23 protein-coding genes, 1 tRNA gene and 1 riboswitch are annotated in these 24361 nt (G+C 57.8%); of the genes, 13 read left to right on the plus strand and 11 right to left on the minus strand.

Annotation, left to right across the window (positions count from 1 at the left end):
- Window positions 1-51 precede the first annotated feature (51 nt).
- From PW792_04770 to PW792_04785, 4 genes are all read left to right on the plus strand, one after another.
- The gene (locus PW792_04770; GenBank protein MDE1161245.1) at window positions 52-765 is read left to right on the plus strand and encodes a GntR family transcriptional regulator; all 714 of its coding nucleotides are present in this window, start codon (window positions 52-54) and stop codon (window positions 763-765) included.
- Window positions 766-1326: 561 nt separating this feature from the next.
- Window positions 1327-1842, plus strand: coding sequence for a hypothetical protein (locus PW792_04775; protein ID MDE1161246.1), 516 nt, complete (start codon window positions 1327-1329; stop codon window positions 1840-1842).
- Window positions 1839-3803, plus strand: a complete 1965-nt coding sequence (locus PW792_04780; protein ID MDE1161247.1) for a hypothetical protein — start codon at window positions 1839-1841, stop codon at window positions 3801-3803. The genes PW792_04775 and PW792_04780 overlap by 4 nt, the downstream gene beginning before the upstream one ends.
- Window positions 3797-5815, plus strand: a complete 2019-nt coding sequence (locus tag PW792_04785; protein ID MDE1161248.1) for a hypothetical protein — start codon at window positions 3797-3799, stop codon at window positions 5813-5815. The genes PW792_04780 and PW792_04785 overlap by 7 nt, the downstream gene beginning before the upstream one ends.
- A gap of 274 nt (window positions 5816-6089) precedes the next feature.
- Here the strand turns inward: PW792_04785 and PW792_04790 are convergent.
- The 3 genes from PW792_04790 to PW792_04800 all read right to left on the minus strand — a co-directional run bounded on the left by PW792_04790 (window position 6090) and on the right by PW792_04800 (window position 7778).
- Window positions 6090-6166: transfer RNA gene (locus PW792_04790), tRNA-Arg, on the minus strand.
- Between the two features lie 25 nt (window positions 6167-6191).
- Entirely contained in the window at window positions 6192-7160 is a 969-nt protein-coding gene (locus PW792_04795) for an MBL fold metallo-hydrolase (protein MDE1161249.1), read from the minus strand.
- 117 nt (window positions 7161-7277) lie between these two features.
- Window positions 7278-7778: a hypothetical protein gene (locus PW792_04800; protein ID MDE1161250.1), complete on the minus strand. Its 501-nt coding sequence runs from the start codon at window positions 7776-7778 to the stop codon at window positions 7278-7280.
- 195 nt (window positions 7779-7973) lie between these two features.
- Here PW792_04800 and PW792_04805 point away from each other — a divergent pair, with 195 nt between their 5' ends.
- The 5 genes from PW792_04805 (at window position 7974) to PW792_04825 (ending at window position 14296) form a co-directional block, all read left to right on the plus strand.
- Window positions 7974-8951 (plus strand): glycosyltransferase family 2 protein, encoded by a 978-nt coding sequence (locus tag PW792_04805; protein MDE1161251.1) that lies wholly within the window; start codon window positions 7974-7976, stop codon window positions 8949-8951.
- A gap of 51 nt (window positions 8952-9002) precedes the next feature.
- The gene (locus PW792_04810; GenBank protein ID MDE1161252.1) at window positions 9003-9971 is read left to right on the plus strand and encodes a quinone oxidoreductase; all 969 of its coding nucleotides are present in this window, start codon (window positions 9003-9005) and stop codon (window positions 9969-9971) included.
- 81 nt (window positions 9972-10052) lie between these two features.
- Window positions 10053-10288: riboswitch (cobalamin riboswitch) on the plus strand.
- A gap of 34 nt (window positions 10289-10322) precedes the next feature.
- Window positions 10323-12836: a TonB-dependent receptor gene (locus tag PW792_04815; protein MDE1161253.1), complete on the plus strand. Its 2514-nt coding sequence runs from the start codon at window positions 10323-10325 to the stop codon at window positions 12834-12836.
- A 69-nt stretch (window positions 12837-12905) separates the two neighbouring features.
- Window positions 12906-13817 (plus strand): hypothetical protein, encoded by a 912-nt coding sequence (locus PW792_04820; protein MDE1161254.1) that lies wholly within the window; start codon window positions 12906-12908, stop codon window positions 13815-13817.
- A gap of 26 nt (window positions 13818-13843) precedes the next feature.
- Window positions 13844-14296 (plus strand): MarR family transcriptional regulator, encoded by a 453-nt coding sequence (locus PW792_04825; GenBank protein MDE1161255.1) that lies wholly within the window; start codon window positions 13844-13846, stop codon window positions 14294-14296.
- 17 nt (window positions 14297-14313) lie between these two features.
- Here the strand turns inward: PW792_04825 and PW792_04830 are convergent, their stop codons facing one another.
- From PW792_04830 to PW792_04840, 3 genes are all read right to left on the minus strand, one after another.
- The gene (locus PW792_04830; protein ID MDE1161256.1) at window positions 14314-15375 is read right to left on the minus strand and encodes a hypothetical protein; all 1062 of its coding nucleotides are present in this window, start codon (window positions 15373-15375) and stop codon (window positions 14314-14316) included.
- A gap of 76 nt (window positions 15376-15451) precedes the next feature.
- The gene (groL, locus tag PW792_04835) at window positions 15452-17119 is read right to left on the minus strand and encodes a chaperonin GroEL (GenBank protein MDE1161257.1); all 1668 of its coding nucleotides are present in this window, start codon (window positions 17117-17119) and stop codon (window positions 15452-15454) included.
- 92 nt (window positions 17120-17211) lie between these two features.
- Window positions 17212-17511 carry a co-chaperone GroES gene (locus PW792_04840; protein MDE1161258.1) on the minus strand — a complete coding sequence of 100 codons (300 nt, stop codon included), beginning with the start codon at window positions 17509-17511 and terminating at the stop codon, window positions 17212-17214.
- 232 nt (window positions 17512-17743) lie between these two features.
- Here PW792_04840 and PW792_04845 point away from each other — a divergent pair, with 232 nt between their 5' ends.
- Both PW792_04845 and PW792_04850 read left to right on the plus strand, forming a co-directional pair.
- Window positions 17744-18289, plus strand: coding sequence for a carboxypeptidase-like regulatory domain-containing protein (locus PW792_04845; GenBank protein MDE1161259.1), 546 nt, complete (start codon window positions 17744-17746; stop codon window positions 18287-18289).
- A complete protein-coding gene (locus tag PW792_04850) occupies window positions 18286-19023 on the plus strand; it encodes an SDR family NAD(P)-dependent oxidoreductase (protein MDE1161260.1) in 738 nt (245 codons plus the stop codon). The genes PW792_04845 and PW792_04850 overlap by 4 nt, the downstream gene beginning before the upstream one ends.
- Here the strand turns inward: PW792_04850 and PW792_04855 are convergent.
- Window positions 19020-19826 (minus strand): exopolysaccharide biosynthesis protein, encoded by an 807-nt coding sequence (locus tag PW792_04855; protein ID MDE1161261.1) that lies wholly within the window; start codon window positions 19824-19826, stop codon window positions 19020-19022. The genes PW792_04850 and PW792_04855 overlap by 4 nt on opposite strands.
- Before the next feature lie 186 nt (window positions 19827-20012).
- On the opposite strand from PW792_04855, the gene PW792_04860 reads away from it, so the two are divergent.
- Together PW792_04860 and PW792_04865 are read left to right on the plus strand one after the other, a co-directional pair.
- A complete protein-coding gene (locus PW792_04860; protein ID MDE1161262.1) occupies window positions 20013-20387 on the plus strand; it encodes a response regulator in 375 nt (124 codons plus the stop codon).
- Between the two features lie 114 nt (window positions 20388-20501).
- Window positions 20502-21323: a glycosyltransferase family 2 protein gene (locus PW792_04865; GenBank protein ID MDE1161263.1), complete on the plus strand. Its 822-nt coding sequence runs from the start codon at window positions 20502-20504 to the stop codon at window positions 21321-21323.
- Here the strand turns inward: PW792_04865 and PW792_04870 are convergent.
- Genes PW792_04870 through PW792_04885 form a run of 4 tightly spaced genes read right to left on the minus strand, consistent with a single transcriptional unit; the run spans window position 21320 to window position 24356 of the window.
- On the minus strand, window positions 21320-21922 hold the full coding sequence (locus tag PW792_04870) for a putative colanic acid biosynthesis acetyltransferase (protein MDE1161264.1): 603 nt from the start codon (window positions 21920-21922) through the stop codon (window positions 21320-21322). The two genes, PW792_04865 and PW792_04870, sit on opposite strands and share 4 nt — an antisense overlap.
- An 18-nt stretch (window positions 21923-21940) precedes the next feature.
- The gene (locus tag PW792_04875) at window positions 21941-22846 is read right to left on the minus strand and encodes a glycosyltransferase (GenBank protein MDE1161265.1); all 906 of its coding nucleotides are present in this window, start codon (window positions 22844-22846) and stop codon (window positions 21941-21943) included.
- A 49-nt stretch (window positions 22847-22895) separates the two neighbouring features.
- Window positions 22896-23087 carry a hypothetical protein gene (locus tag PW792_04880; protein MDE1161266.1) on the minus strand — a complete coding sequence of 64 codons (192 nt, stop codon included), beginning with the start codon at window positions 23085-23087 and terminating at the stop codon, window positions 22896-22898.
- A gap of 6 nt (window positions 23088-23093) precedes the next feature.
- A complete protein-coding gene (locus tag PW792_04885) occupies window positions 23094-24356 on the minus strand; it encodes a glycosyltransferase family 4 protein (GenBank protein ID MDE1161267.1) in 1263 nt (420 codons plus the stop codon).
- Window positions 24357-24361: the final 5 nt, after the last annotated feature.

The following is a 24361-nucleotide window of genomic DNA, read 5'->3' on the forward strand; positions in this document are numbered from 1 at the left end:
GCAGCAGCGCACCCAGCTCCAAAATGCCAAACGTAAAGCGATAGGTTTCCTATGAGCCGCGCTGCAAGACCGAACCCGTCGCGTGCTCCAGAAGCGAAGGTTGTCATCGATAATGGTGCGGTGAAGAAACCGAGCATTCCATTGACGCGGGAATCGATGGCCGACACGATCACGCGTTACTTGCATGAGCAGATCGTCACCGGGGAGCTCTCCCCAGGTGATCGTCTTACCGAGCTCCACATCGCGAGGCAGTTCCAGACGAGCCAAGGGCCCGTTCGCGAGGCAATCCGCCGACTGGAAGGCATGGGACTGCTCTCGACAGAGCGATTCAAGCGCAGCACGGTACGGATCATCACGGAAGCTGAGATACAGGAGGTGTACTCGGTGCGTGCCGTGCTTGAGCAACTCGCAGGCGAGCAATGTGCTCGGTCTGAGACTCTCAATCTTGAAGCTCTTCGAGATCTTGCCGAGCAGGCACGGCGTTGGGCGGCAAGAGGCGATCTTGCTCGCTACCTCAAAGCGAATATGGCATTCCATCGTCGGCTTGTACAGGAGGCCGGCAATAAGGCACTCCTCCAGTCGTGGGACGCGTTGAACTTCGAGTTGAGCAGCCGAGCTCGTATCAAGGGAGCGCCAGAAGAAAACTTGCTGGAGAATCAGGAACTCCACTGGAAGATCCTTGAAGCTCTCGAGTCTGGAAACGCAGCCACCGCAGGGAAGCTCTTGCGCCGTCATGCTCTTCAGTTCGTCGAGAAGAAACGTTGAGACTTCTCAAGCCATCTCTAAATTGAGAGCTTTGTTGTCGCTTACTCAAATGCGATCGCAGTGATACAGTCGTCGTCCGTATACCCGCCGTTGTCATCAGTGAAACCGAATACTGATCAAGGCAATTCCAGCTCCGGTGGGCTTGGATCAACCGCGTCACTGTCCTGCCGAACACCGCTTTTGGCGAAGATTCTCAATAGCATCGTGTTCCACGGGGCGAAGCACGTTTTATCCGCTCGCGCTCTTACGTGCCCTTGGGAGTCGATTTCCCAAGCTGGGATGTCGCATTAGGTAAGAGTCGGGAACTTATGCAGAGCCATGCTCTTTCTTGCCATCCTGAGCCCTGGACGTGAGAATATGTTGCAAACAACGAATCCCATTTGCATCAGTCCCTTCAGCCAGTATCTGTATCACTCTATCCATCATTAAAGTATGAGCGACCGACAACCCCATAGAGACGCGCTTCGCGTGTTGTTCCTAATTCGCGCCGGAGGATCTACTCCGGACCCAGCGATAGACGGTATAGTTTCGATTTTCCGCTCCGAGGCTAGGCTCCATGCCATGGACTTCTGGGTGAGAAATCCAGACTATCTGGCGGAGGAATTGCTCGACGCCTATCAAGCGACAGGCTATGGAAGTTACCTGGAAATGGCCGAAGCGATCTTTCAAAACGAAGAGCCCGACCTGCGCCGGATTCCAATGATCCGTTACTTCTTCGGGGCCTATGAGCGATTGGACGACACGTTGTCGTTATTGCGTTCCCGCGAACTCATTCGCATTTCAGGAGCGAAGAAGGGCTTGAAGGTAACGGAGACCGACTTCCTGCTGACCGAAAAGGGTGGGCAGTTCTGCCTACGTTGCTTGAAGGAGGCTCCAGTCTTGAGTTGGTACTCCGAACGAGCTGAGCTTGTGGCTTCACTTGCCGGAGATCGAAGCGGTTCGGCCCTCAAGCAAAAGCAGTACGAGCATGCCTCCTACGCTCAGACCGAATACGGTGGAATCATCCCGTCGATAGCTTCGGAGACAAGCGAACGTATTAAGCAGCTGAAGATCTTGGCTCAAGGGAGCAATGGATGAAGAATGTGAATGCAAGCTGGGTTGAGGCCATTGCCGCAAAGGCTGGTGTCGGCGTCACCGAAGTTCAAGCGGTGCTGGACAAGCACCGCATTACGGCTTCGCCCGTGCTCCCCAGCCCGCGTCGACTAAAGCTTCAGCGGATCGCGTTTTCTGGCGTGAAAGACGGAACTGAAGTCGACGGCCCATTCGAGTTTGCTTGGGACGATCTTGAGCACGGTCTTTGGGCGCTGCTTTCGGATCGAAATCTCCGTGGTAAGTCTTCAGTTTTGGAAGTTGTCCACTGGTTGCTGCGAGGTAGACCAACAAGTAATCTCCAGCAAGACATCAGACGCTGGATACACAAAGCCTCCGTGCGCTTTTCGTTGGATGACATCGTTCATGAAGTGGACGTTGATGCCCGTGGTGAAACACGGGGAACACTGATCCGAATGGGCCGCAGCGGAGCGAAACCCTCGAAGTTGGCAGAGTTCGGTAGTGACGTCGATTTTGAATCGGTGATGTCAGATTTCTTTATGAAGGCGTTCTCAATGGACGCTCTCGCTGCTTGGCAATCGAGCTCGACGAAGGAGGATGAGCTGGGCCATGCCGTCTCTCATGGTTGGGCGGCTTTCTCTGGCGCAATGTTCATTGGCACGAACTACGAAGCGCTGCTCGGCGATCTGCCAGTTGCGATTGGCCTCAACCCACGCCTAATTCAGATGTATTTGGGAGTTCCTTGGGTTACGACATTTGCAGCTTCGTCAGCAGCCTACAAGGCAGCGCAAAGTGCGATCGACGCTGCTGCGCGTAAAGCTTCTCGCGACGCGGAATCGAAGAACGAGAGGAAGTCAGACCTCCTTGCTCAACTCGAGGCCAAGGAGGATGAGCTCCGTTCGATCCCCAGCGATGAGGAAGTGCGAAACAATCTCGGCGTGTTAAACGCGGAATATGCACAAGTGAAGCGCCGTGAACAAACTGCTACGCGAAGATTGGAGAACGACAGCCAGGCCATCAGTCAGGCACGCGCTCTTTACAATTCGGATCGGCAAGAGTTGCAGACGCATCACGAATCAGTCGCCGCAGGAGCAGTATTCCGTCTCCTTGATCCCACCTTCTGTCCTCGTTGTGACACGGCGATCAGTGAACAGAAGAAGAAGCGTGAGAACTCAACCCATTCCTGCTCAGTTTGTGGGGAACACACACACACGGACGAAGACGCGCTCGCGGTGCAAGCGGAACTCGACAAACGCGTCAAGGCCTCAAAGGCTGCGCTTGATGCTGCCGAGACTGCATTAGGTGCCGCGAAAGACGTCAGCGAGCAACTGCGTTCTTCAGCGTTAGACCTGCAAACGAGAATTGAGCACGAGACGACGAAGCTCGGATCGTACGAACGCCAGCAGGAACTGAAGCGCGACATTGCTGTCCTGCAGGGCAGAATTGACGAGGTAGGGTTCTCCTCTAATTCTGCTCCGGAGGGTGTTGTCTCCGAAGATTTGAAGATCCTCGCTGCGATCGTGTCTGAGACCGAAAACCGCGTCAAGGCTGTGCGAGGAAACTTGCTCAATGACGTTTCGGAACGCATCGTTCATTATGCTCAGCAGTTTGGGATGCGGAATTTGACGAATGCGACACTAGGAGCCAACGCAACTCTCGCGCTTGTGAAAGGTAGAACGAACACAAGCTATAGCAAGGTCACGCCAGGCGAAAAGCTACGGCTCAAGGTGGCTACAATCCTCGCCATGGTCGAGGTTGGCGAGTCGAACGGTGTTGGAAGGCATCCAGGCTTGCTCATGATCGATTCTCCTGCAGCACAGGAGGTCTACCAAGGAGATCTTGATGCTCTTGTATCGGGTCTTCAGAAGGTGTCAAGCGATATCGTGCACTTTCAAGTGTTCGTCGCTGGTCGCACTTCGGATGCGATCACGCAGCATGTTCCGAACTCTCATAGGCGGGAGGCCCTCGACGGCGGTTTCCTATGGTGACCCACGGGCTGCCAGAGGGTCTGCATTCGATGGAGTACAAAATCTCCGATCTGCTGCACTCGGGTGCTTCGATTACGGTCGAGGTACTCGGTGGTTTGCCGGATGTTGCGTCTGCATCAGAGAAGCTCAGCGTGTCACCACTGGCACCAGTCCTTATCTCGGCTCTCGTGGTCTATGGGCGAACACTCGCGGCAGAGGAAGCAGGCCTATATAGCAGGACCTTCGCAACTCTGATCTCGGGCGTTTCTGATGAATTTGCACTCATCGAATTGATTGACCAACTGGATAGCCATCGACCTCTTCCAGCTGATGGAGATGAGAGTAGCTTCGCCGCAATGCTCGAGAAAGCGCAGGATGCCAGTCTCCCCGGTATCGCGCGAAGCACTGCCATCGAAGCGTGCTTGCGATGGGCTCTGAATAACCGTCGATGGCAGTTGCGTCTTCTGGATGTCTTGCTCGGTTTGTCGATGTCTGACGATGTCGAGTTTTTGCGGCACGCTGCGAAGATATGCGGCGTCGCCTACGCCCACTTCCAAGAGAATGCACTTCTCGAAAGCCTTCGTAACCTGGTTGCGATCGAAGGCTGCGTCGCGGACGCAGCCTTCGAGCTCGGACTAGCGGAATTGCTGAAAGGTATTGATGCTGGCCTCCGCCAAGAGGCTCAGCCATTGCTAAGAAGCGCGAAGATCTGGTTCGAGAGATCGGCAGGGGCTGCGGAAGTCAACCCCGAAGCGCATCTGTATTGTGACTGCCTTAGACTCCTTGACGCCTTTGAGGCCGATGACCGGCGGAGTATTTCTGTAATCACAAGCCGGATATCTCAAAGCATCTTCGAGCTGAACGCGTGGCTGGAAACATCTGTTTCCCCGTCTTGGCTCGGGGCCCGAAGGTTGGAGGCTGCCTCCTGGAATCAACTCGCTCTATCCCTAGAAGGGCTTGTGGCACACCTAGATGAGGCTAGCTGGTGGGAACCCGCATCTGTGATCGAGCGCTATGTTCTTGCTGTCTATTCTGCGAGCAGGAGCATCCTACGTCGCTCAGATAGTGGAGTCCTCAAGGAAATTCTTCGCCCAAGAATTGTGGCCACCATTGCGAGCCAGCACGGCCAAGCGTTCTTGATTAAGACATGGCTGCGTATGAACGGCGAGCATGAGTGGGCCGATGCGGCAAAAGACCTTTTGTCTGCTGTCGATCACTACCTCAGTCACCAAGAGCACAGCCTACACCCTTCTGAAGCGGCGACAGTTCGGACCCCAATCGTCGCTTTGATCCACGAGTCCGAGCTCCCCGACCAAATCAAACAGACGCTCTCGCACGTGCTGAAGAACGCGATGTCTCTTCAACTAGAGAATCTGACGGGTGCCGAGATGCAACTCATCACCAACGTTCATGAGATTGTGAAGCTCCATCCCGACTACATCGACAATGCTCATGCACGACGGCTATTCGACTGCCTACTGCTCTGGGTGATTCGTTTTCTTTATACGCGCTTGGAGGTGATGCAGGCAGACGACGCAACGGTCAGCTACCTATTCCAGCAGGCAGACGGAATAGCGGTGAAAGAGGAACGCCTACAAGAAGACTTCTATCGCTGGCTTTCAGCCAACGCACCTGGATCAGATATCGAAGCCACAAATGTGAGTGGTGGGCGCGCCGATGTTAGGTTGCGCTCCGGCAATGAGAGGATCGTCGTGGAAGTGAAGCGAGAACTTGACGATTCGAGTTTCGACTCTCTTGCCGCTTCCTATCAGGCGCAGACGACGGACTATCAGAACGTGAGTGTCCGTCTTGGATTTCTACTGGTCTTGGATCTAACCGGTGACAATACGGCCGGGACCCCGCATATAACGAACCTCTTGCAGGTGCGTACCGTGCGTCGCCCGAATGAAGACGTTTCGCGCATCGTGGTCATCACTAAAGTTCCGGGGAATCGCTTGAGGCCTAGCGACCTCACGAAAGCGGCGAAGAGGAATCGCACGCGGAAGGTGCCCGTGCGAACGACTCGGAAATGAACTGTTGAGAGATGTTGCGAAGAGCCAGTTCACTATCAGAGAGACGCTCGTTGATGTCGGGCTGCAAGTGAGGGAAAAACGCGACGCTTAGTGAGGCCAAGACATCTTGGCTAAAGACGTCTGAGAGCGCTAAGAAAGCCATCCAATCGCACCGGATTGCAGAGAAATGCACAGCTTTTTTCTGAAAAGTATCACCAAAGTATCACCAAGCCGAAAATGCCCTCAGCGCGCGCTGAGGGCATTTTCGTAAATCATTGATTTTGCTCTGGATATGTGGTGGCCCGGGCAGGAGTCCAACCTGCGACCTTCGCGTTAGGAGTGCGCTGCTCTATGCAACTGAGCTACCGGGCCACTTGCTGCTAGTTTAGCCTATGCGTTACTTCAACAGGCCGGGCTTCCAGTCCATGCGTTTGCCTGTGAGGCTCTGGTAGACCATGGCCGCGAAGTCTGCAGGGGTGATGCGGTTCGAAGCCCATTCCTTGTCGAACTCCTGAGAGGGATGGCTGGCGATGATCTGTTCCAAGGTTGCGCCCTTGGCAACTTCTGCTGCGATGCGGTCGCGTACTGTCTTCAACATGTCGCGGTAGAACCGCAGGCGCGCTTTGTCTGTGACGTCGCCGTGGCCGGGGATGACCTTCGTCTGCGCGTTGCAGCGGGCGAGTACGGCGTCGATGACAGGGAAGTAGCCATCGATGTTGCCGCCGCCGTTTACGTCGATATAGGGGAACATGCCGTTGATGAAGACGTCGCCCAGATGCACGACGTTGGCGTGCTCGAGATAGACGATGGAGTCACCGTCTGTGTGCGCGGGGACTAGATGCTGTAACTCGATGACCTCACCGTCAAAGTACAGGTGCATGTCATGGGAGTAGGTCAGGTCTGGGATGCGGTCGGCGGGAGCGGCTGCCTGGGTACGCTGCGGATTCTTCTGCGGATTTGCGAGGCGAGCGCGGGCGTTGTCCTGCGCGATGAGAGTGGCTCCGGCGAGATGGAAGGGACCTGCTGCTCCGGAGTGATCGCCGTGGTAATGCGTGTCTATCACATACTTCACGGGCGTGACGCCCATCTCTTTCAGCTTGGCCTGGAGTACGGGGGCGACTTGCGGAAAGGATGTGTCAACGAGCAGGGTGCCGTCGGTGCCGGTGAGCACCAACGTATTGCCACCGGAGGCGTGGAGGAGGCTTACGCCGGGGGCCAAGGGGGTGACTGTCTCGGTAAGGTGCTGCCAGTCGGTAGAGAATCCGGTGGAGACTTTCCAGGGCGAAGGCTGTGGCGCCGTTTGCGCGCTGGCGAGGGCTACAGGCAGGAACAGAAGAGCGGCGTAGAGCTTCGACGCAACAGCCACGGAGGCACCATCCTTGAAGGTTTGTCCTCACAGTACCATCGTTTTGCCCTGTTGCTGGAGGGCAAAACAAAACGCTCCTGATCCGATCAGGAGCGTTGATTGTCGATTCGAAAATGCTTATGCGTTGCCGCAACCATGGGTGTAAACGAGAGGCTTGGCCCACTCATCCATCGTGGCAAAGGCGACGCACATGGAGCCGCTCTTGGTGTTGATGCGCCATGTGAGGTTGCCCTGGCGATACCACTGGAAGATGCCCGAGCCGCCAAAGGCCATGCCGTTGGGAGCGTTCGTGTTCAGGGTGTCTTCGGTGGGCAGGTTGTTCGCAGGGGCGGCTGCCGGTGTAGAGATTGGAGTCGCAATGGGGGCGGGCTGTGCTGCGGGAGCTTTCGGTGCGGAGCTGTAACCGGAGTCGCTGTAGCCGCTGCTCGACGGGCGTCCATCAAGGTTCACCGCGCCGGAGTCCATCTTCGACTTTGCGCTGGAGGACAGGTCGCCGTCAGAGGAGGTGACTTCGCCGCTACCGAGAGCCGTCGACTGGCTGGTTGTGCGCCAGTAGTAATAGCCAATGATCACGAGCAGGACAATGACGACTAATCCGATGATCCGTTTGTTCGTCATGCTTCCTGTCCCTTTCTCGCGTGAGAGCGTTCTTGTCCGTTCGATGCAGGCTGCTTGTGCAAAACAGAATGAGCAGCGTACGCGGAGAAACACCCCAGAACATGATGTGATGAATCAGCTTCCGTTGGCGGTAAAAAGCGCCATGTGGAACCGAGGTAGGTACCCGAATGTGCGCGTGGGCGTATCATCGAAAGCGTGCCAAAGTACTCCATCGTCGTTCCGTTTCATAACGAAGAAGAGAACGTTACGCGTCTCTATGACCGTGTCAAAGATGTGCTTGAGCACCTTGGCGCAAGCTTTGAGATGGTCTTTGTCGACGATGGCTCACGCGATCGTACGTATCGGCTGCTGGAAGAGATTGCTGCGGTTGATTCGCGCGTTCTACTGGTAAAACTGCGTCGAAACTTTGGGCAAACGTCGGCCCTTGCAGCGGGGTTTGACCATGCTACGGGTGAGTTTGTTCTGGCGATGGATGGCGACCTGCAGCATGACCCCAGCGAGATTCCTTTGTTCCTGGCGAAGCTGGAAGAAGGCTACGACGTTGTGAGCGGATGGCGCGCGCAGCGGCGCGACAATGCGGTGATGCGGCGCTTGCCTTCGCGTATCGCCAACTGGCTGATGGCGCGACTGTCGGGCGTGAACATTCATGACTTTGGTACGACCTTCAAGGCGTATCGCCGCGAGGTGATCCACAACATTCCGCTCTATGGCGAGATGCACCGCTTCATCCCGGCGCTGGCAAGCTGGTACGGCGCGAGCATCTGCGAAGTGCCGATCTCGAACCCTTCGCGAACGGCAGGGAAGAGCCACTACGGCATCAGCCGCACCTTCCGCGTCTTCTTTGACCTGCTGACGATTCGCTTCCTGCTGAAGTACATGACGAGGCCTTTGCATCTTTTCGGCGGCGTCGGTTCATTGGGCGTGCTTGCGGGGGGCGGTATTTCGATCTGGCTGCTGGCCGATAAGCTCATCACACGTGGTGACGCGCTGAGTGAGCATGGCCCGTGGTTCCTGATTGCTGCAGTGCTGATTCTTGCAGGCATTCAACTTATCGGCATTGGCCTGTTGGGTGAGTTGCAGGTGCGCCACTTCTTCACGCAGTCGCAGCGTCTGCCCTATGCGGTGGACCGTGTGGTGCGGATGCGATCGAGCGAAGAAAGTATGCTCCGCTAACTGCATCGAACGCATCCATCTGTGCAGACAGGTTAAGGAGCGAGACGCAGTATGCGAGCAATTCAGATTACCCAGACAGGTGGCCCCGAGGTTCTTCAGCTTGCGGAGCTTCCGCAACCTTCACCGGCGAACGGCCAGGTGCTGGTGCGCGTGCAGGCTGCGGGCATCAACTTCATTGATGTGTATCTGCGCGAAGGGCGTTATCCGCAGCCTCTGCCTGCTGTGCCCGGTTTGGAAGGTGCAGGCGTAGTTGCAGAGGTTGGCTCCGGGGTGGACGGCTTTAAGCGGGGCGATCGCGTCGCCTGGGCTTCGGCGCGTGGGTCGTATGCAGAGTACGTGCTGGTTGCTGCGAGTGATTTAATTCCTGTGCCTGAGGCGGTCACTCTCGATGATGCGGCTGCGGTGATGCTGCAGGGAATGACCGCGCATTATCTTGCGAACGACACGTACAAAATTCGCACGGGTGACAGCGTTCTGATTCATGCCGGAGCAGGCGGCGTGGGGCTGCTGTTGACGCAGATGGCAAAGGCCGCCGGGGCGCATGTCTTCACAACGGTTTCGACGGAGCAGAAGGCGGAGCTTTCGCGGCAGGCAGGAGCGGATCGCGTTATCAACTACGTAGTCGAGAACTTTGCGGAAGTGATTGCCCGTGAGACTGCGGGAGAAAAGCTGCCTGTGGTGTATGACTCTGTGGGGCGGACGACTTTTGAAGACTCGTTGAAGTGCCTGCAGCCGCGTGGGCTGATGGTTTTGTTCGGTGCTTCGAGTGGAGCTGTTCCACCGTTCGACCTGATTCGTCTCTCGCAGATGGGTTCGCTCTTTGTTACGCGGCCGACGATGAAGGACTACCTGCGCACGCCAGCCGAGTTGCAGTTGCGGTCGCAGGCCATCTTCCGCGATATCGCTGCGGGGACGCTGAAGGTTCGCATCGGCCAACGTTACAAGCTGGAGGACGCGTTGCAGGCGCATCGCGATCTGGAAGCGCGTAAGACGACCGGCAAGGTACTACTCGAACTGTAACGATTTCCGCGCAAACAAAGGCTTTTGGGCGATACACTGGAGTCTCGCCTTTTTCTTCGCGCTGGTGTGGCTTTTTGTGGCCGAACTGCGCGTCAACTTAGTTTGTTACGGCAAAGGAATGTTCGGGAAGCGCGGTGAGAATCCGCCACTGCCCCGCAACTGTGATGCGCGCACCTTGCTTCTGGCAAGGTGAATCTGGCCTGAAGCTGCCACTGCTGCTCGTAATGAGCGGCGGGAAGGGAAGACTTCTGAAGCTCTACAGGGCCAGCTTTGAAATCGCGCCAGTCAGGAGACCGGTTCTGTTTGCGTTTCATCCCGCCACGCTTCCGAAGGGGAAGCGGAGGAGATTGTATGTTTCGTTCCAAGGGCCGGTTCTCGGCCCAGTTGCGCTCCGGACGCCGCTCGTCGCGTCTTCAGACTCTTGCTCAAACAACACTGGCCGCTGCTGCGGTGATGGCCGTGCTGCCGTCCAACGCCGGTGCCGTAGTCGTTCGCGGACGCCTGACCGATGCACTCGGCAAGCCTGTGAATCGCGGACAGGTGAAGCTGTTTCAAAACGGCAAGGTAGAGGCCTTTGCGTTCTCGGACGCGGAGGGCAACTATGAGATCCGCTCCGCGGCTTCCGGCCGTTTCTCGCTGATGGGAATTGGTGCGGGTTATCTGCCCGCAGTTGGTATCGAGTTTTACGGCAGCACGATGGAGGTGCTGCAGCGCGATGTCGTTCTCTCTACTTCGACTGTGCGTCAGGATGTTTCCGTAACAGCCACTGGCTTGCCTACGCCGTTGCCGCAGTTGACGGCACCAGTGAGTGTGATTGACCAACGGGAGCTTACGACCCGCGTTGGCCTGATTGACGAAATGCGGCAGACTCCTGGTGTCTTCCTCGTACAGCAAGGGCAGACTGGTGGCGTAGGCTCCTTGTTTGTGCGTGGTGGTCCGTCGGATGGCAACAAGGTTCTTATCGATGGTGTAACGGCTGAGGACGTCGGCGGCAGTTTTGACTGGGGCACGGTTTCTTCTACTGGCGTGTCTCAGATCGAGATGTACCGTGGACCGAACAGCGCTTTGTTTGGAACCGATTCCCAGGCCAGCGTAGTGAGCATTACGACTCCAAGAGGAAGGACTGCTCACCCGTTATTGACGTACTCCGGGGACGCTGGAAACCTCCATACCTGGCGCGATGAGGTGGGCGTTGGAGGAACGTACAAGAAGCTTGACTACTTCGGTGCAGGGTCTTGGTTCAACACGTCGAATGCGCTTCCTAATTCGGAGTATCGTTCGCAGACCTCGGTCGCAAACTTTGGATACTCCTTCAAGGGCGACACGCAGTTGCGCGGAACCTTCCGTCAGGCGAGTTCACATGAAGGACTGCCGGGAGCGTACGATTTCACGCACCGTGCACAGTGGGGGAAGCAACTCGATCAGGATATTTACGCGAGTGGAACGCTAGAGAACCGCACCACTTTCGACTGGCATAACCTCGTTCGATACGGCATTGCTCGCAAGCGCGAACAGGCAGAGGCTTTCGGTACAAACGGAACGTTGCTTTCGTATCCTGACCCATACTCCACCACAGGTGGAACGTACACGGGCTACTTTGGCGATGTTGTCACGGTTCGTGGGGCCAATGGGTATAGCGCAACGAGCCGCGCACAGATCTATGCCGCAACGCCTTACCAACAGGACTCAAATCGCGACGAGCTTTACTATCAATCCGACTACGTCTTCCCGAAACACATTGCGGTGTTGTTCGGATTCCGTTATCAGAATGAGCGTGGCAGCTTTAATGAGTCTGCTTATGACCTCTACGAGAGCACGTCTCGCCGTAACTTCGAGTACAACCTGCAGATCCAGGGCGACATCAAGAGCCGACTGTTCTACTCCTTCGGTGGATCGTTGCAGAAGAACCACCTTTATGGTCTCGCTGGTGAACCGCGTCTCGGTTTGGCCTATGTTCCGGTACGCCCTGGCAGCGGCTGGTTCCACGGAACGAAGCTGCGCATCAACGTTTCCACTGGTGTGCAGGAACCGGCACTTGCTTTGGAGTACTACTCGCTGAAGGCCACTCTGCTGCGCGATGGTGATGCCACAGATGCTGCGAACTTCGCTCAAATTGGGCCAGAGCGCTCCCGTACTTTGGATGTCGGCATTGACCAGAACATTTTGAGCAACAAGCTGGTGCTGAAGGCCGGATTCTTCCATAACCAGTTTTCGCATCAGATCGAATATGTCGACAATGTCACGATCGGCTACTTCCTGAAGCAGACACCTCCCGAGAACGATCCGAACTTCTTCGGGGCAGAGGTGAACTCGCAGGCCTATCGTGCGGTTGGAGCGGAGACGGAGCTGGAGTGGAATCCGCTGAACCATTGGTTCGTTCGCGGGGGGTACACCTTCCTGGCGACCACTGTGGAGCAGTCCTTGTCCAGCGACATGGTGGCACTTTACGGCGGCTATCCGAATGAAAACTCGAAGTATCCTGGCATCCCGATTGGCAGCACATCGCCGCTGGTTGGGGGACGAGTTTTCCGTCGTCCGCCTCATACCGGATTCTTCTCGGTGTCTTACACAAGCAAACGTTTTTCAGCAAATCTGAAGGGCGCGTTGGCAAGTCGTGCGGACGATTCGACGTACCTCGGTGGTTATTCGCCAAGTTATGGCAACGATCTTCTGCTGCCGAACCGCAATCTTGACTTCGGCTATGTGAAGCTCGACCTTGGCGGAACGTACCAGCTCGCTCGCCGTGTCAGCGTCTTCACGCAGCTGGACAACCTGCTCAACAACCAGCACATTGGCCCGATCGGCTACCCTGGGCTGCCTTTGAGCTTCCGCGCTGGAATGAAATTCCGCCTCGGTGGCCAATAACCGCCCCTGCTGCGCGATTTACGCAACGTATGCTACTCCTGTCTCGTCTAACGAGACAGGAGTTCTTTTATGCGTATCGTTGGGACGTTCGCCCTGTTCGCAGCCCTTTTCGCTGCTCCTTTGGCCGTTGCACAGCAGGAAGGCGCTGTGCCGACCTCTGCCCTCATCAGCATTCAAACCAAGCATGAAATGCCCGTCGATACGAAGGCTTTGTCGCTCGAGGTAAACGGCCGCAAGACCGCGATCGAGTCGATCCAGCAGGTGCAGCCGCAGCAGCTTGAAATCGCGATCTTGATCGACGACGGTCTGCGTCGCAGCATCGCTCTCCAGATGCCGGACATCGCCACGTTCCTGAAGGATCTGCCGCCGTCCGTGAAGGTGCTGGTGGGCTACATGCAGAACGGCACGGTACGTACGAGCGGCTTTTCGACCGACCATGAGGCCGTAGCGAGCCAGCTTCGCATGACGCTTTCGCTGCCAGGTATCAGCGCCAGCCCGTACTTCTGCCTTTCGGACTTTGTGAAGAACTGGCCGTCGCAGACACGCGCTGCGCGTGTTGTGCTGATGCTGACCAACGGCGTCGATCTTTACAACGGCAGCACGTCGCTGATGAACCAGAACAGCCCGTACGTGCAGCAGGCGCAGGAAGACGCGCAGCGTGCTGGTGCGGCGGTGTACTCGATCTACTACGGAGACAGCGCGATTCGTGGCTTCCGTTCGGCGTTTAGTGGCAGCAGCTATCTGCAGCAGGTGGCTGATGCTACGGGTGGCGAGTCGCTCTACCAGGGAACGCTGACGCCGCCGTCGATTCTGCCGTACCTAAAGAGCTTTGAGAAGTACATGCGCGAAACGTACGTGCTCTCCTTCCCCGTGGAAGCCTCGCGCGTACGTCCGAACACGCTGGTTTACCTGAAGGTGCGTACGAGCCAGTCCGGCACGAAGGTTCGCGCTCCTGATGGAGTACATCCGGGCAGCGAATAACGCTGCTCGGCGGTATGATGGCTCTTATGTGCACGAAGGCTCGAGAAGAGACCCATGTATGGCTGGTGATGATGAAGGCCTTTCAGGCCATCATGAAGTACTCACTGGCCGATATGACTCGCTCGGGCCTTTGTGATTCGGATTTCCGCGTGCTTGAGCTGCTGCTGCACAAAGGCTCGATGCCGGTGAACACGCTGGGGCCGAAGGTTGGGCTGACGCCCGGAGCCATTTCGATTGCGGTGGACAGGCTCTTTGAGCGCGAGTTGGTGACCAGGGAAGAAGGCGCTACGGACAGGCGCGTTCGCATGGTCTCGCTCACGGCTTCAGGACGAGCGTTGATCGAGCCCATGTTTGAACGCCATGCCGAAGCGATGGCCCGCGTTTTTGAAGAGCTTGGCGCAGAAGAGCTTGAAGGCCTTGAGGCGATGCTTAAGCGCGTAGGCCGTCGCGCAGAGTCCTTGACGAAAGAAAAGGCTTAGAGCTTCTTCACCTCGAACTACGGAACATTTCTGCAGAGTCCGATTGTTCCCCCTGTTCGTTTTGCGGGATGGGACTTCAGGAAGGCAACTGTCTCTTTCACGCTGTCCGTTGTGGCAATGCCGGGCTGACTCTTGTAAGGCGTTTCGATGTCAAGGATCAGCGGGTAAAGCCCACCACGCTCAAACTCCTTCTTTCCGAGGAACACTAGCGGTGAGGTGTAGCAAGTCGTGTCGAAGTCGTTCATCGTCAGCTTTTGGAAGATCTCCTGCCGCAGGCCAGCACGACCTTCCGTGAAGATGACTCCGCCGTTGGCATAGGCGAGCAGCGCGTCTTCGCGGATCGCGTTTGAGAAGAACTTGGCGACGTGTGTAGCGAAGGCGTTCGATGGTTCGTGGCCGTAAAACCACGTTGGTACGCCAAGATTGTCTGATCCGTTGGGAAAGCTCTTCAACACGGCGATGGCTGCGTCTTCGTACTCCGCGTGTGAGGCGTAAGAGCACATTGTTGGGTCTGCAGAGCGCACAGCATACTTGCGGAAGATCTCGATAGCCGCATCGAGGCTGGAGGGCTCGTAGTGAGCGAGATAGGCGCCGAGGTTCGCCGCTTCCATCTCGCCGGGGCCACCGCCGGTGGAGACGATGTAGCCTGCACGGGTCAGTTCATAGCCGAGTTCAGCCGTCTGCCGATACGCAACGGAACAGCGCTCGTCTTCCAGCGCGTTCCCCATGATGCCAACGATCTGCTTGTGCTGTGCTGCGATGGCCGCAGCGTACTGACGCAAAGCGTAGGCGATGCTGTCGTCGTGCAGGCTCTCGCGGCGTGCGATTCCGCGGTCCGCGTAGGCTCCCCCGTGTTCGACGTAGAGGTGATAGACCTCTACGTCCCAGCCCATTTTGCCTTTTGCGCTATCGCGCCCGTGCATCAGTTCTTCCTGCGTGTAGAGTTTCGTGCGGGCCGGGTCGAAGTTGACTGTGTTCTGCTTCGTCGAGGGTTTTTGGGCTGAGGCTATGAGAGCGCTGCAAAGGGTAAGAGCGCAGGGAAGAATCAGGCGGGCAGGGACGTTCGCAAAGCTAGCCATGGATAAATCTTGCCACGAACGCACGAAAGCCCCGGATTTCTCCGGGGCTTTCGTGTTGCTTGAGGAAGCAGACAGCTTAGTACATGCCGTCCATGCCGCCGCCGTGCGAGTGACCGGCAGGCTCTGCCTTCTTCTCGGGGATGTCGGCGATCATAGCTTCGGTCGTCAGCATCAGGCCGGAGATCGAAGCTGCGTTCTGCAGGGCAGTGCGCGTTACCTTGGTCGGGTCGATGACACCGGCCTTGACCAGGTCTTCGTACTCGCCGGTTCCGGCGTTGTAGCCGAAGTTGGCGTCGTTGTTCTCGTTGATCTTGTTGATCACGACAGCGCCTTCTTCTCCTGCGTTGTGAGCGATCATGCGAAGCGGCTCTTCGATCGCGCGACGGATGATCTGTGCACCGATCTTCTCATCGCCCTCGAGGGTCTTGATCAGTTCGTCCACAGCCTTCGAAGCGCGGATCAGAGCAACACCGCCGCCCGGGACGATGCCTTCTTCAACGGCAGCGCGCGTTGCGTGCATCGCGTCTTCGACACGAGCCTTCTTTTCCTTCATCTCGGTTTCGGTAGCAGCACCGACCTTGATGACGGCAACGCCGCCGACGAGCTTCGCCAGGCGCTCCTGGAGCTTCTCGCGGTCGTAGTCCGAGGTGGTCTTCTCGATCTGCGCACGAATCTCCTTCACGCGACCTTCGATGTCGGTGTCCTTGCCGCCGCCATCAACGATCGTCGTGTTGTCCTTGTCGATGGTCACGCGCTTGGCGGTACCGAGGTCTTCGAGCGTTACGCCTTCGAGCTTGATGCCGAGGTCTTCGGTGATGGCCTTGCCGCCGGTCAGCACTGCGATGTCCTGCAGCATGGCCTTGCGACGGTCGCCGAATCCGGGCGCCTTGACGGCTGCGACGTTCAGCGTGCCACGAAGCTTGTTCACCACGAGGGTTGCCAGCGCTTCACCGTCAACGTCCTCTGCGATGATCACGAGCGGCTTCGCCGTGCGGGCGATCTGCTCGAGCATGGGCAGGAGGTCCTTCATCGTCGAGATCTTCTTCTCGTAGATGAGGATGTAGGGGTTCTCAAGCGCTGCTTCCATGCGCTCTGCGTCGGTCACGAAGTAAGGCGAGAGGTAGCCGCGATCGAACTGCATGCCTTCGACGACGTCGAGCTGCGTTTCCATTGTGCGCGACTCTTCCACGGTGATAACACCGTCCTTGCCGACCTTCTTCATCGCTTCTGCGATGATGGTGCCGATCTGCGAGTCCGAGTTGGCCGAGATGGTGCCGACCTGAGCGATCATGTCGCCGGAAACCGGCTTCGAGAACTCGCTCAACGCGCCGCCCACAACCTGGCCGTTCTCATCGCGCTTGCCGACGATGGCCACAACAGCCTTGTCGATGCCGCGCTTCAACTGCATCGGGTTTGCACCCGCAGCAACTGTCTTCACGCCCTCGCGATAGATGGCCTGGGCCAGAACCGTTGCAGTCGTGGTGCCGTCGCCGGCGATGTCAGAGGTCTTCGAAGCAACTTCCTTCACCATCTGCGCGCCCATGTTCTCGAGCGAATCAGCGAGCTCGATTTCCTTGGCAACGGTCACGCCGTCCTTGGTGATGGTCGGCGAACCGAACTTCTTTTCGATGACGACGTTGCGGCCCTTCGGACCGAGCGTCACCTTAACGGCGTTCGCGAGGTGGTTCACACCGCGCAGAATCGCCTGACGCGAATCTTCTCCGTGCAGAATCTGCTTTGCCATGTTTCTTTCTCCGTTGCGGCCTTCGTAGCCGCGGAAGTTCTTTGGGGTGGTGCTGGAGAGCCGGGAATGCCAGGCTCTGAACTCTTACTTGGCTACTTGCCGAGGATGCCGAGGACTTCTTCTTCGCGCATGATCAGGTAATCCTGGCCGTCGAGCTTGATCTCGGTGCCCGAGTACTTGCCGAAGAGGATCTGGTCGCCAGGCTTCACGTCGAGCGGGAAGACCTTACCTTCGTCGTTGCTCTTGCCCTTGCCGACCGAGACGACGGTACCCTGCTGGGGCTTTTCCTTGGCAGAGTCGGGGATGATGATGCCGAAGGAGGTCTTGCTTTCGCCCTCCTCAAGGCGCTGCACCAGAATGCGATCGTGCAGAGGCGTAAACGTCGATGCCATATGTAATGTTCCTCTCTTGGATGGACCAGGCCGAGGGCGTGCGCTGCAGTTTGCAGGGCTTTGGCACTCTCAGCCGCCGAGTGCTAATGTACGCCTCGGCCGAGTGGGGAGTCAACCTGGCTACGTGAAATGTGAGTGAATTGCGCTCATGTTTGTCGTGGCCGCGAATTTGGGCGGTGCCGGAGAAATGCCGACGAGCCATATCTATGCGCAAAGACGTACAATATGGGTCATGATTCGGGCAGGTTTTCTTTCCGCAACGCTGACAGCCGGGCTTCTGCTCGGTGGGTTTTCCACTACCGCGCACGCACAGAACGAAAAGGAAGTGCACGGTCGCAAATGGAAGCCGCTGCCCGAGCTTTCGCACATCGTCGTCACCGTAGAAAAGGGCTATAACGGCCATCCGCTGGCGAACGCTGCGGTCATCTTCCATGCTGTTCGTGATGGATCGAACGACGGCAATTTGGAGCTGAAGACTGATCCCGATGGTCGCGCGGTGCTCGATCTGATCGAGGTGGGCAGCCATGTGACGGTGCAGGTGCTGGCTCCGGGTTTTGCGACGTATGCTCAGGACTTCGACGTGGACTCCGCGAATAAGGAGTTGCTGGTGAAGTTGCTGCGTCCGCGCGCACAGGTGTCTACCTATGTTGACAACGACGGAAAAGCTTCTCAGGTACAACCTGGCATCCAGGAACACGTCGTTCCGAAGAAGCCGAAGGCCGCACCCGCAACGACGCCCGCTGCGACGACCACGACCCCTGACGGAAGCGGCAAGTGAGTCTTGCGGCACGTCCTCTTGCCGGCAAGCGGGCTCTGGTGACAGGAGCGGCGAAGCGCATTGGTCGCACGATAGCGTTGACGCTGGCTGAGGCTGGTGCCGACGTTGCGATCACCTATCGCGGCTCTGAGCGTGATGCGGCAGAGACCGTCGCCTCGCTTGAGAAGCTTGGTGTCCGTGCGCTGGCGGCCAACTGTGATGTGCGCTCTGAAGCCAGTGTGCAGGCGGCGCTGGTGAAGGTCGAAGACGTGTTCGGCGGCCTGGATATTCTCGTCAATAACGCGGGAGCGTTTGAGACGGCGGCTCTGGAAAGTCTCTCCGTCGAGCAGTGGGATGCGATCTTCGAAACGAACACGCGTGGTCCGTTTCTGGTCGCGAAAGCTGCTCATTCGTTGCTGAAGGCGTCTAGCGGCCGCATCGTCAACATCGGCTCGCTGGGTGGGCTGCATCCGTGGGCGACGCACGGGCATTACTGCACGTCGAAGGCCGCGCTGCACATGCTTTCGCAGACAATGGCCAAGGCATGGGCTCCGGAGATCAGCGTGAACTGCGTGGCTCCGGGGATGATCGTCAACGGCGAGGTTGATCCGGCGTACGAGCACTTCGCGCAGAAGACCCCGATGCTGCGCAACGGCCGTGCAGAAGACGTTGCAGCGGCAGTGCTCTTCTTCGCCACCGGTCCACACTTCATCACCGGCCAGTTGCTGGCGGTGGATGGTGGTCTGGGACTTTAGTTGAGTCTTTCGAACAGCCGTTTCCACCAGGGCTGAGCGGATTCATCCACAAACTCTTCTTCCAGATCCTGCATCTCTTCCTGCTCGGGCAGAGGGGCGGAGTGGAACGCCGCAGCTGGGTTGGTAGTTGTCAGAAGCTCGGCGTAGTGACTTCCACAGCGCCGGTCTACCCAGGCCTTTGCCGCGGTAAGACCTGGCGGTCTGGTGGACGTATTGTGTGCATCGCTGGCGAGAAAGTGAACCCAGTGCTTGCTGAGTAGCTCATGGGCCATCTTCTGCGCGGTCTTGCCCATGCCTCCGGTGACGGAGTTGGCGGTGACCTGCACCAGCAGGCCACCTTCTAACCAGGAACGCAACCGGCTGGAGTCGCGCTGTAGTGCGGGGTTGCGCTCCGGATGCGTGAGGATCGGGGTCATTCCGGCAAGGCGCAGATCGTAGAGCAACTGGTCCATGGCGGGCGGGATGTTCAGATCGGGCAGCTCGATCAGCAGATACTCGCCGCCGTTCAGGGTGTACTTTTTCGGGTTCGCGAGGGCATCGCGTACGTTGTCGTAGCTGATGTGAAAGTCGCAACCGCGCCCAAGAGTCAGCGGAATATCTGCGGTGCGCAACGCGCTGCGCAACTCTTCAAGACGTTGCTCGATCTTTTCCGGGGCGAACGTAAAGGCAGAGGACGCATGGGGTGTGCAGACCATGTGCGTGATCCCGTCCGCTACTGCGAGGCGCGCCATGGCGACCGAGGTCTCGAGGTCCGGAGAGCCGTCGTCGAGCGCGTGCAGCAAATGATTGTGAATGTCGATCATTCTTTCAGCAGCGTAGCATACATTTGTCATTTTTTCAGGCAGCCTAATCTTTGGCAGGCGGCGTCTCATAGCAAGTACACAGACCACGAGAACCATTTCGTAGCCATACATCGTATGATGGAACGTACGGCTGTGGTGGTCATCACGTTCCAAACCAGCCGCAGGGAAGGACCTACCAGAGCATCCATGACTGATTCCAGCACGACCAAACCGCGCGTTCTTGTTGCCGATGATGAGCAGGTGATTGCCAACACGCTGGCAATTATCCTCAACCAGGCCGGATTTGAAGCACGCGCAGTCTATAGCGGCGAAAAGGCGCTTGAAGCACTCGATTCCTTCCAGCCGGACATGCTCATTTCGGATGTCATTATGACTGGCATGACCGGTATCGAGGCAGCTATCCAAACGCGCAACAAGCTGCCGGCCTGCAAGATTTTGCTGTTCTCAGGACAGGCCGCTACGGCGGATCTGCTGGAGCGTGCTCGCGCCCAGGGCCACGAGTTCGAGATTCTCGCAAAGCCCGTGCACCCCACCGACCTGCTCGCGAAGCTTCGCGCGTAGATACTTTACAAGACGATTTGCTCAGGCCCGGAGATATCTCCGGGCCTGAGCTTTTTGTCTGTATTCCGCAGGTGCGGGGCGAAATCATTCTCCAGCCGGGATACACTCAGGGCGATGCGTCCTTCGGTCCTTATCCTTACCTTCAACTCTGAAGATTCCCTCCCGGCCACGCTGGCCGCTATTGATGGTCTGACGGACGATATCATCATCGTCGATTCAGGCTCTACGGATGGCACGCTGGCGGTAGCCGCAAGCTACAACGCGCGCGTTCTGCAGCATCCGTTTCAAAGCTATGGCGCACAGCGAAACTGGGCGATCGACAACGGAGCGCCGCGCTACGCCTGGCAGCTTCATCTCGATGCGGACGAACGTCTGACGCCAGAGTTGAACGCGGAGATTGCGGCGCTCTCTGAAGAGGCACCGCTGGACGGCTATTATCTGCCGCGCATGATGATGTTTCTCGGCCGAATGCTCAAGTACGGAGGCATGTCGCCAACATGGCACATGCGCCTCTTCCGCGGGGGCATGGGGCGTTGCGAAGACCGCGAGTACGACCAGCACTTCATGTGCACGGGCCGCTCGGCGCAGCTCAAGGGCCGCATGATCGACGATGTGAAGATGTCCATCTCGGAGTGGACGGCACGTCACAATCGCTGGGCGGACGCCGAGGTGCGCGAGCATCTTTCCGGCAGCGATCAGGGCAGGGTACAGGGCAACATGGGGGGTACGGTCGTTGAGCGTAAGCGAGCGTTGCGAGCGATCTATGACAACTCGCTGCCGTTCGTGCGTCCGTTCCTGCTCTTCTTCTATCGCTACTTTGTGCGACTGGGCTTCCTCGATGGCAAGGAAGGCTTCATCTATTACGTGCTGCAGACGTTCTGGTTCCGCTTCCTGGTAGACGCCAAGCTCTGGGAAGCCCGTAACGCAAAGCGTTAGGGCTGCTCGCTGAGCACAGCTGCGCGGTCGCGCTGGCGAACGGCTTGCGCCGGGTTGCCGGAGTAAACCGTCCACGGCTCGAGATCGCGTCCAGCGATGCCTCCGAGGCCAAGCACTGCACCTTCGCCAACCTTGACCCCAGGCAGTACGGAGGAGCGTGCGCAGATCCACGCATACGCTCCGATCTCCATCTGGAACGATTGCAGCGGAAAGCGTGCATGGTTGTAATTATGCGTTGCACCGCAGATGTAGGCGTTCTGCGAGATGATGGCATGCGATCTCAACGTCATCAGCGACGGGTTATATAGCTCAACGCCATCGGCAGCCGCTACATGGTCTTCGCAAACCAGATTCCACGGCGCCCACACTTTGCTGCCGGGATAGAAGTGGCAGTCCGGGCCGAGTGTCGCTCCGAAGAGTCGAAGCAGCATGGCACGCCATACGTGAGCTGGCCGTGGTGACGGCCTATAGAGCAGAAGCCAGATGATGTTCCACACGAGTCGCTTGAGCCGGTTCGAAAGCGGAAATGCGGCCTGCGTATAGGCATCGGCGGCTTGTGGCATTTGGTCGGCGGCGTTGTAATCGCTCTGGCGTGGCATCAGGCCTCAGTGTAGCGGTTAGGGTGTCTTGTTGCGGAGGGTTTCTACAAGGCGAAGGATTGGTGCAGTGTTGCGGCGCATATCGTAGCGCTCGGCGTAGGTCGCCAGCGCCTGTTGGCCCATAGTTGCTCGCTTTTCAGGGCTTAGAGCAAGCCATGCAGACAGCATTTTCTGAATACCTTGCGGCGTGTCTTGCGCGACAAGGCCAGCTCCATCGGCTTCGATCTCCGGCGAAATATTGACCGGGTGCGTGATCAGCACGGGCTTGGCGGAGGCTAGTGCTTCGACGACGGCGATGCCAAAGTTTTCCTGATGCGACGGAAGAGCAAAGGCCTCCGAAGCTGCGAAGGCACCCCACTTCAGCTCGCCTTCAAGCATTCCCGGCCAGTGAATTCTGCTGGCGACTTCAGGCGTCAACGTAGCGCGCAGACTGCTTGCCCACTCTTCATCGGCTCCTGGCCCGGCCATGACAAGATGAATCTCCGGATGCTGCGGCGCCAGCTTCGTGAACGCGTCGAGCAGCAGGTCGGCACCCTTCTTCGGGTGAATCCGGCCGAGGTAGAGCAGGAAGCGCTTGCCCGCAAGTTCCGGGAAGGCAGCGTGAAAGACTCCACGCAGATGTTCTGCTTCGGCTGGCGGAGGTGTCGTTCCCAACGCAGTCACTTCCGGGATCCAGCGATGCATCCAGGGGAAGCTCTCTGCTGCTAAATCACGTTCGAGGGCGGTAGTAAACAGCACGCGGTCGGCTCGGCGCAGGTTCCAGTACTCTGCAATCATCCAGAAGGGTAGCTTCTTCACGTGCTTCAGCGGGAAGGCGCGCTTGAAGTACGGGTCGAGCATGCCGTGCGGGAAGACCATGAACGGGATACGTCCGGCAAAGGCTTTGCGAGCAGCGATGCCGGGATAGCTCCAAAGCCCATGCATGATGGCCCCGTCGAAGCGATGACGGTTTGCCTTCAGCCAGGGCAGCAGCTCAGCCTCCGCCGGCTTCGCCCATGCCGTGCGCTGGTGCAGGGTAGATGGCGAGAAATGGGGCGTCCGCGGGGTCAGCTGTCACGACCTCGCTGGTGTAGCCCTCGGGCTGATGCTCAACCATCATACGAACGGCCGTTTGCGGCCCGCCGCCTTTGGGGTCTAGCGTGCCGACGATGTGAAGGATCCGCATCGTCGCCTACGCCTTGAGCTTGCGTGTGGTGTGGGCCAATGCTTTTCGCAGGCCTTGCACGTCCTGCTCAAAACTCCAGCCGTCCATTCGTAGACGCGAGGCTTCGCCCATCTGCATCGGCGTTTCAGGTGTCGCGAAGACGCGTCCCAGAGCCTGGGCCAGGGCATTGACGTCACCCACTGGATAAACACAGCCTTCGACGCCGTCAGTCACGAGATCGAGTGCTGAGCCTACGTCGGTGGAAACAATGACCGGGCAGCCCGCTGCCATGGACTCGTTCACAATGAGGCCCCAGGGCTCATGCCGCGAGGGGAGAACGAATACCGAGGAGATGGCGAAGAACGCAGGCAATTCGGATTGATTTCGGAAGCCAGCGAAGCGAACATCGGCGTCCAGGCCAAGTAACTTGACCTGAGTTTCCAGATTGGTGCGCTCTTCGCCGTCGCCCACGATTACCAGATAGGGCTTTGGCTGTGCATCGGACAATGTCTGACGCCACTGGGCAAAGGCTGCAACGAGCTGGTCGGCGAGCTTGCGAGTTTGCAGCTTGGAGGCGAAGAGTACGACCGGGCGTCCAAACTCAAGCTGTAGCTCTTTCCGCAACGTGTCGCGCTTTGGAAGCGACGCTGCCGCGAGACGCGCGAAGTAAGCGTTGTCTACCGCGTATGGAAAAAGGAACTGTGGGACTTTGTCTCCCCAGTAATAATGCCAATAGGCCGCGTTATGAGATCCGATGGGCATGACCGCATCGATCCCTCGGCCCAGCAGGTTGAAGAATAGAGATTTGATCGCAAGTTTCAAACCGGAGCGTTCACGGTCGGCCAGCCAGCTTTCCGCACGCAACAGCACTGGGATGCCCAGCGCGTTGGCTGCGAGGATAGCCTGCAATGTGTTCACAGAAGCGTAGCCGTGCACCCAGAGTGCGTCAAAGCGTGGTGTTCCGTCAGCGTTCTGCAGCGCCCGTAGCATGCCACGGGAGATAGGCGTCGTCGGGGAAACGCCGCCCTTGTCATGGAGAGGTTTGAGGAACTCGGAGCGATAGCCTTCGAGCAAGGGCACGTCCCATGCCACCTCAACGCCAAAGCCTTCATCCTTGTACGAACGGACAGAGAAGTCTGAGCCGAAGAGTACGGTCAGATCGATCTCTGGTTCTTGCGTGATGCGTCGTAACAGGGGGGCCTGGTACTGAATGGGATGGGAGACGTAATACCCCAGCCGCACGGCTGGGGTATTGCCCTGAGTGATTTCTGGAATCGAAGCAGTCGTCATTATTC

The sequence above is a fragment of the Acidobacteriaceae bacterium genome, from assembly GCA_028283655.1.
Lineage (GTDB): Bacteria > Acidobacteriota > Terriglobia > Terriglobales > Acidobacteriaceae > Granulicella.

What these genes read in the sequence shown, in the direction of transcription:
- PW792_04770 (MDE1161245.1), top strand. Translation starts at nt 52, where the DNA reads ATGAGCCGCGCTGCAAGACCGAACCCGTCGCGTGCTCCAGAAGCGAAG.
- PW792_04775 (MDE1161246.1), top strand. Translation starts at nt 1,327, where the DNA reads ATGGACTTCTGGGTGAGAAATCCAGACTATCTGGCGGAGGAATTGCTC.
- PW792_04780 (MDE1161247.1), top strand. Translation starts at nt 1,839, where the DNA reads ATGAAGAATGTGAATGCAAGCTGGGTTGAGGCCATTGCCGCAAAGGCT.
- PW792_04785 (MDE1161248.1), top strand. Translation starts at nt 3,797, where the DNA reads ATGGTGACCCACGGGCTGCCAGAGGGTCTGCATTCGATGGAGTACAAA.
- PW792_04800 (MDE1161250.1), bottom strand. Translation starts at nt 7,778, where the DNA reads ATGACGAACAAACGGATCATCGGATTAGTCGTCATTGTCCTGCTCGTG.
- PW792_04810 (MDE1161252.1), top strand. Translation starts at nt 9,003, where the DNA reads ATGCGAGCAATTCAGATTACCCAGACAGGTGGCCCCGAGGTTCTTCAG.
- PW792_04815 (MDE1161253.1), top strand. Translation starts at nt 10,323, where the DNA reads ATGTTTCGTTCCAAGGGCCGGTTCTCGGCCCAGTTGCGCTCCGGACGC.
- PW792_04820 (MDE1161254.1), top strand. Translation starts at nt 12,906, where the DNA reads ATGCGTATCGTTGGGACGTTCGCCCTGTTCGCAGCCCTTTTCGCTGCT.
- PW792_04825 (MDE1161255.1), top strand. Translation starts at nt 13,844, where the DNA reads ATGTGCACGAAGGCTCGAGAAGAGACCCATGTATGGCTGGTGATGATG.
- PW792_04830 (MDE1161256.1), bottom strand. Translation starts at nt 15,375, where the DNA reads ATGGCTAGCTTTGCGAACGTCCCTGCCCGCCTGATTCTTCCCTGCGCT.
- groL (MDE1161257.1), bottom strand. Translation starts at nt 17,119, where the DNA reads ATGGCAAAGCAGATTCTGCACGGAGAAGATTCGCGTCAGGCGATTCTG.
- PW792_04840 (MDE1161258.1), bottom strand. Translation starts at nt 17,511, where the DNA reads ATGGCATCGACGTTTACGCCTCTGCACGATCGCATTCTGGTGCAGCGC.
- PW792_04845 (MDE1161259.1), top strand. Translation starts at nt 17,744, where the DNA reads ATGATTCGGGCAGGTTTTCTTTCCGCAACGCTGACAGCCGGGCTTCTG.
- PW792_04855 (MDE1161261.1), bottom strand. Translation starts at nt 19,826, where the DNA reads ATGATCGACATTCACAATCATTTGCTGCACGCGCTCGACGACGGCTCT.
- PW792_04860 (MDE1161262.1), top strand. Translation starts at nt 20,013, where the DNA reads ATGACTGATTCCAGCACGACCAAACCGCGCGTTCTTGTTGCCGATGAT.
- PW792_04865 (MDE1161263.1), top strand. Translation starts at nt 20,502, where the DNA reads ATGCGTCCTTCGGTCCTTATCCTTACCTTCAACTCTGAAGATTCCCTC.
- PW792_04870 (MDE1161264.1), bottom strand. Translation starts at nt 21,922, where the DNA reads ATGCCACGCCAGAGCGATTACAACGCCGCCGACCAAATGCCACAAGCC.
- PW792_04875 (MDE1161265.1), bottom strand. Translation starts at nt 22,846, where the DNA reads ATGCATGGGCTTTGGAGCTATCCCGGCATCGCTGCTCGCAAAGCCTTT.
- PW792_04880 (MDE1161266.1), bottom strand. Translation starts at nt 23,087, where the DNA reads ATGCGGATCCTTCACATCGTCGGCACGCTAGACCCCAAAGGCGGCGGG.
- PW792_04885 (MDE1161267.1), bottom strand. Translation starts at nt 24,356, where the DNA reads ATGACGACTGCTTCGATTCCAGAAATCACTCAGGGCAATACCCCAGCC.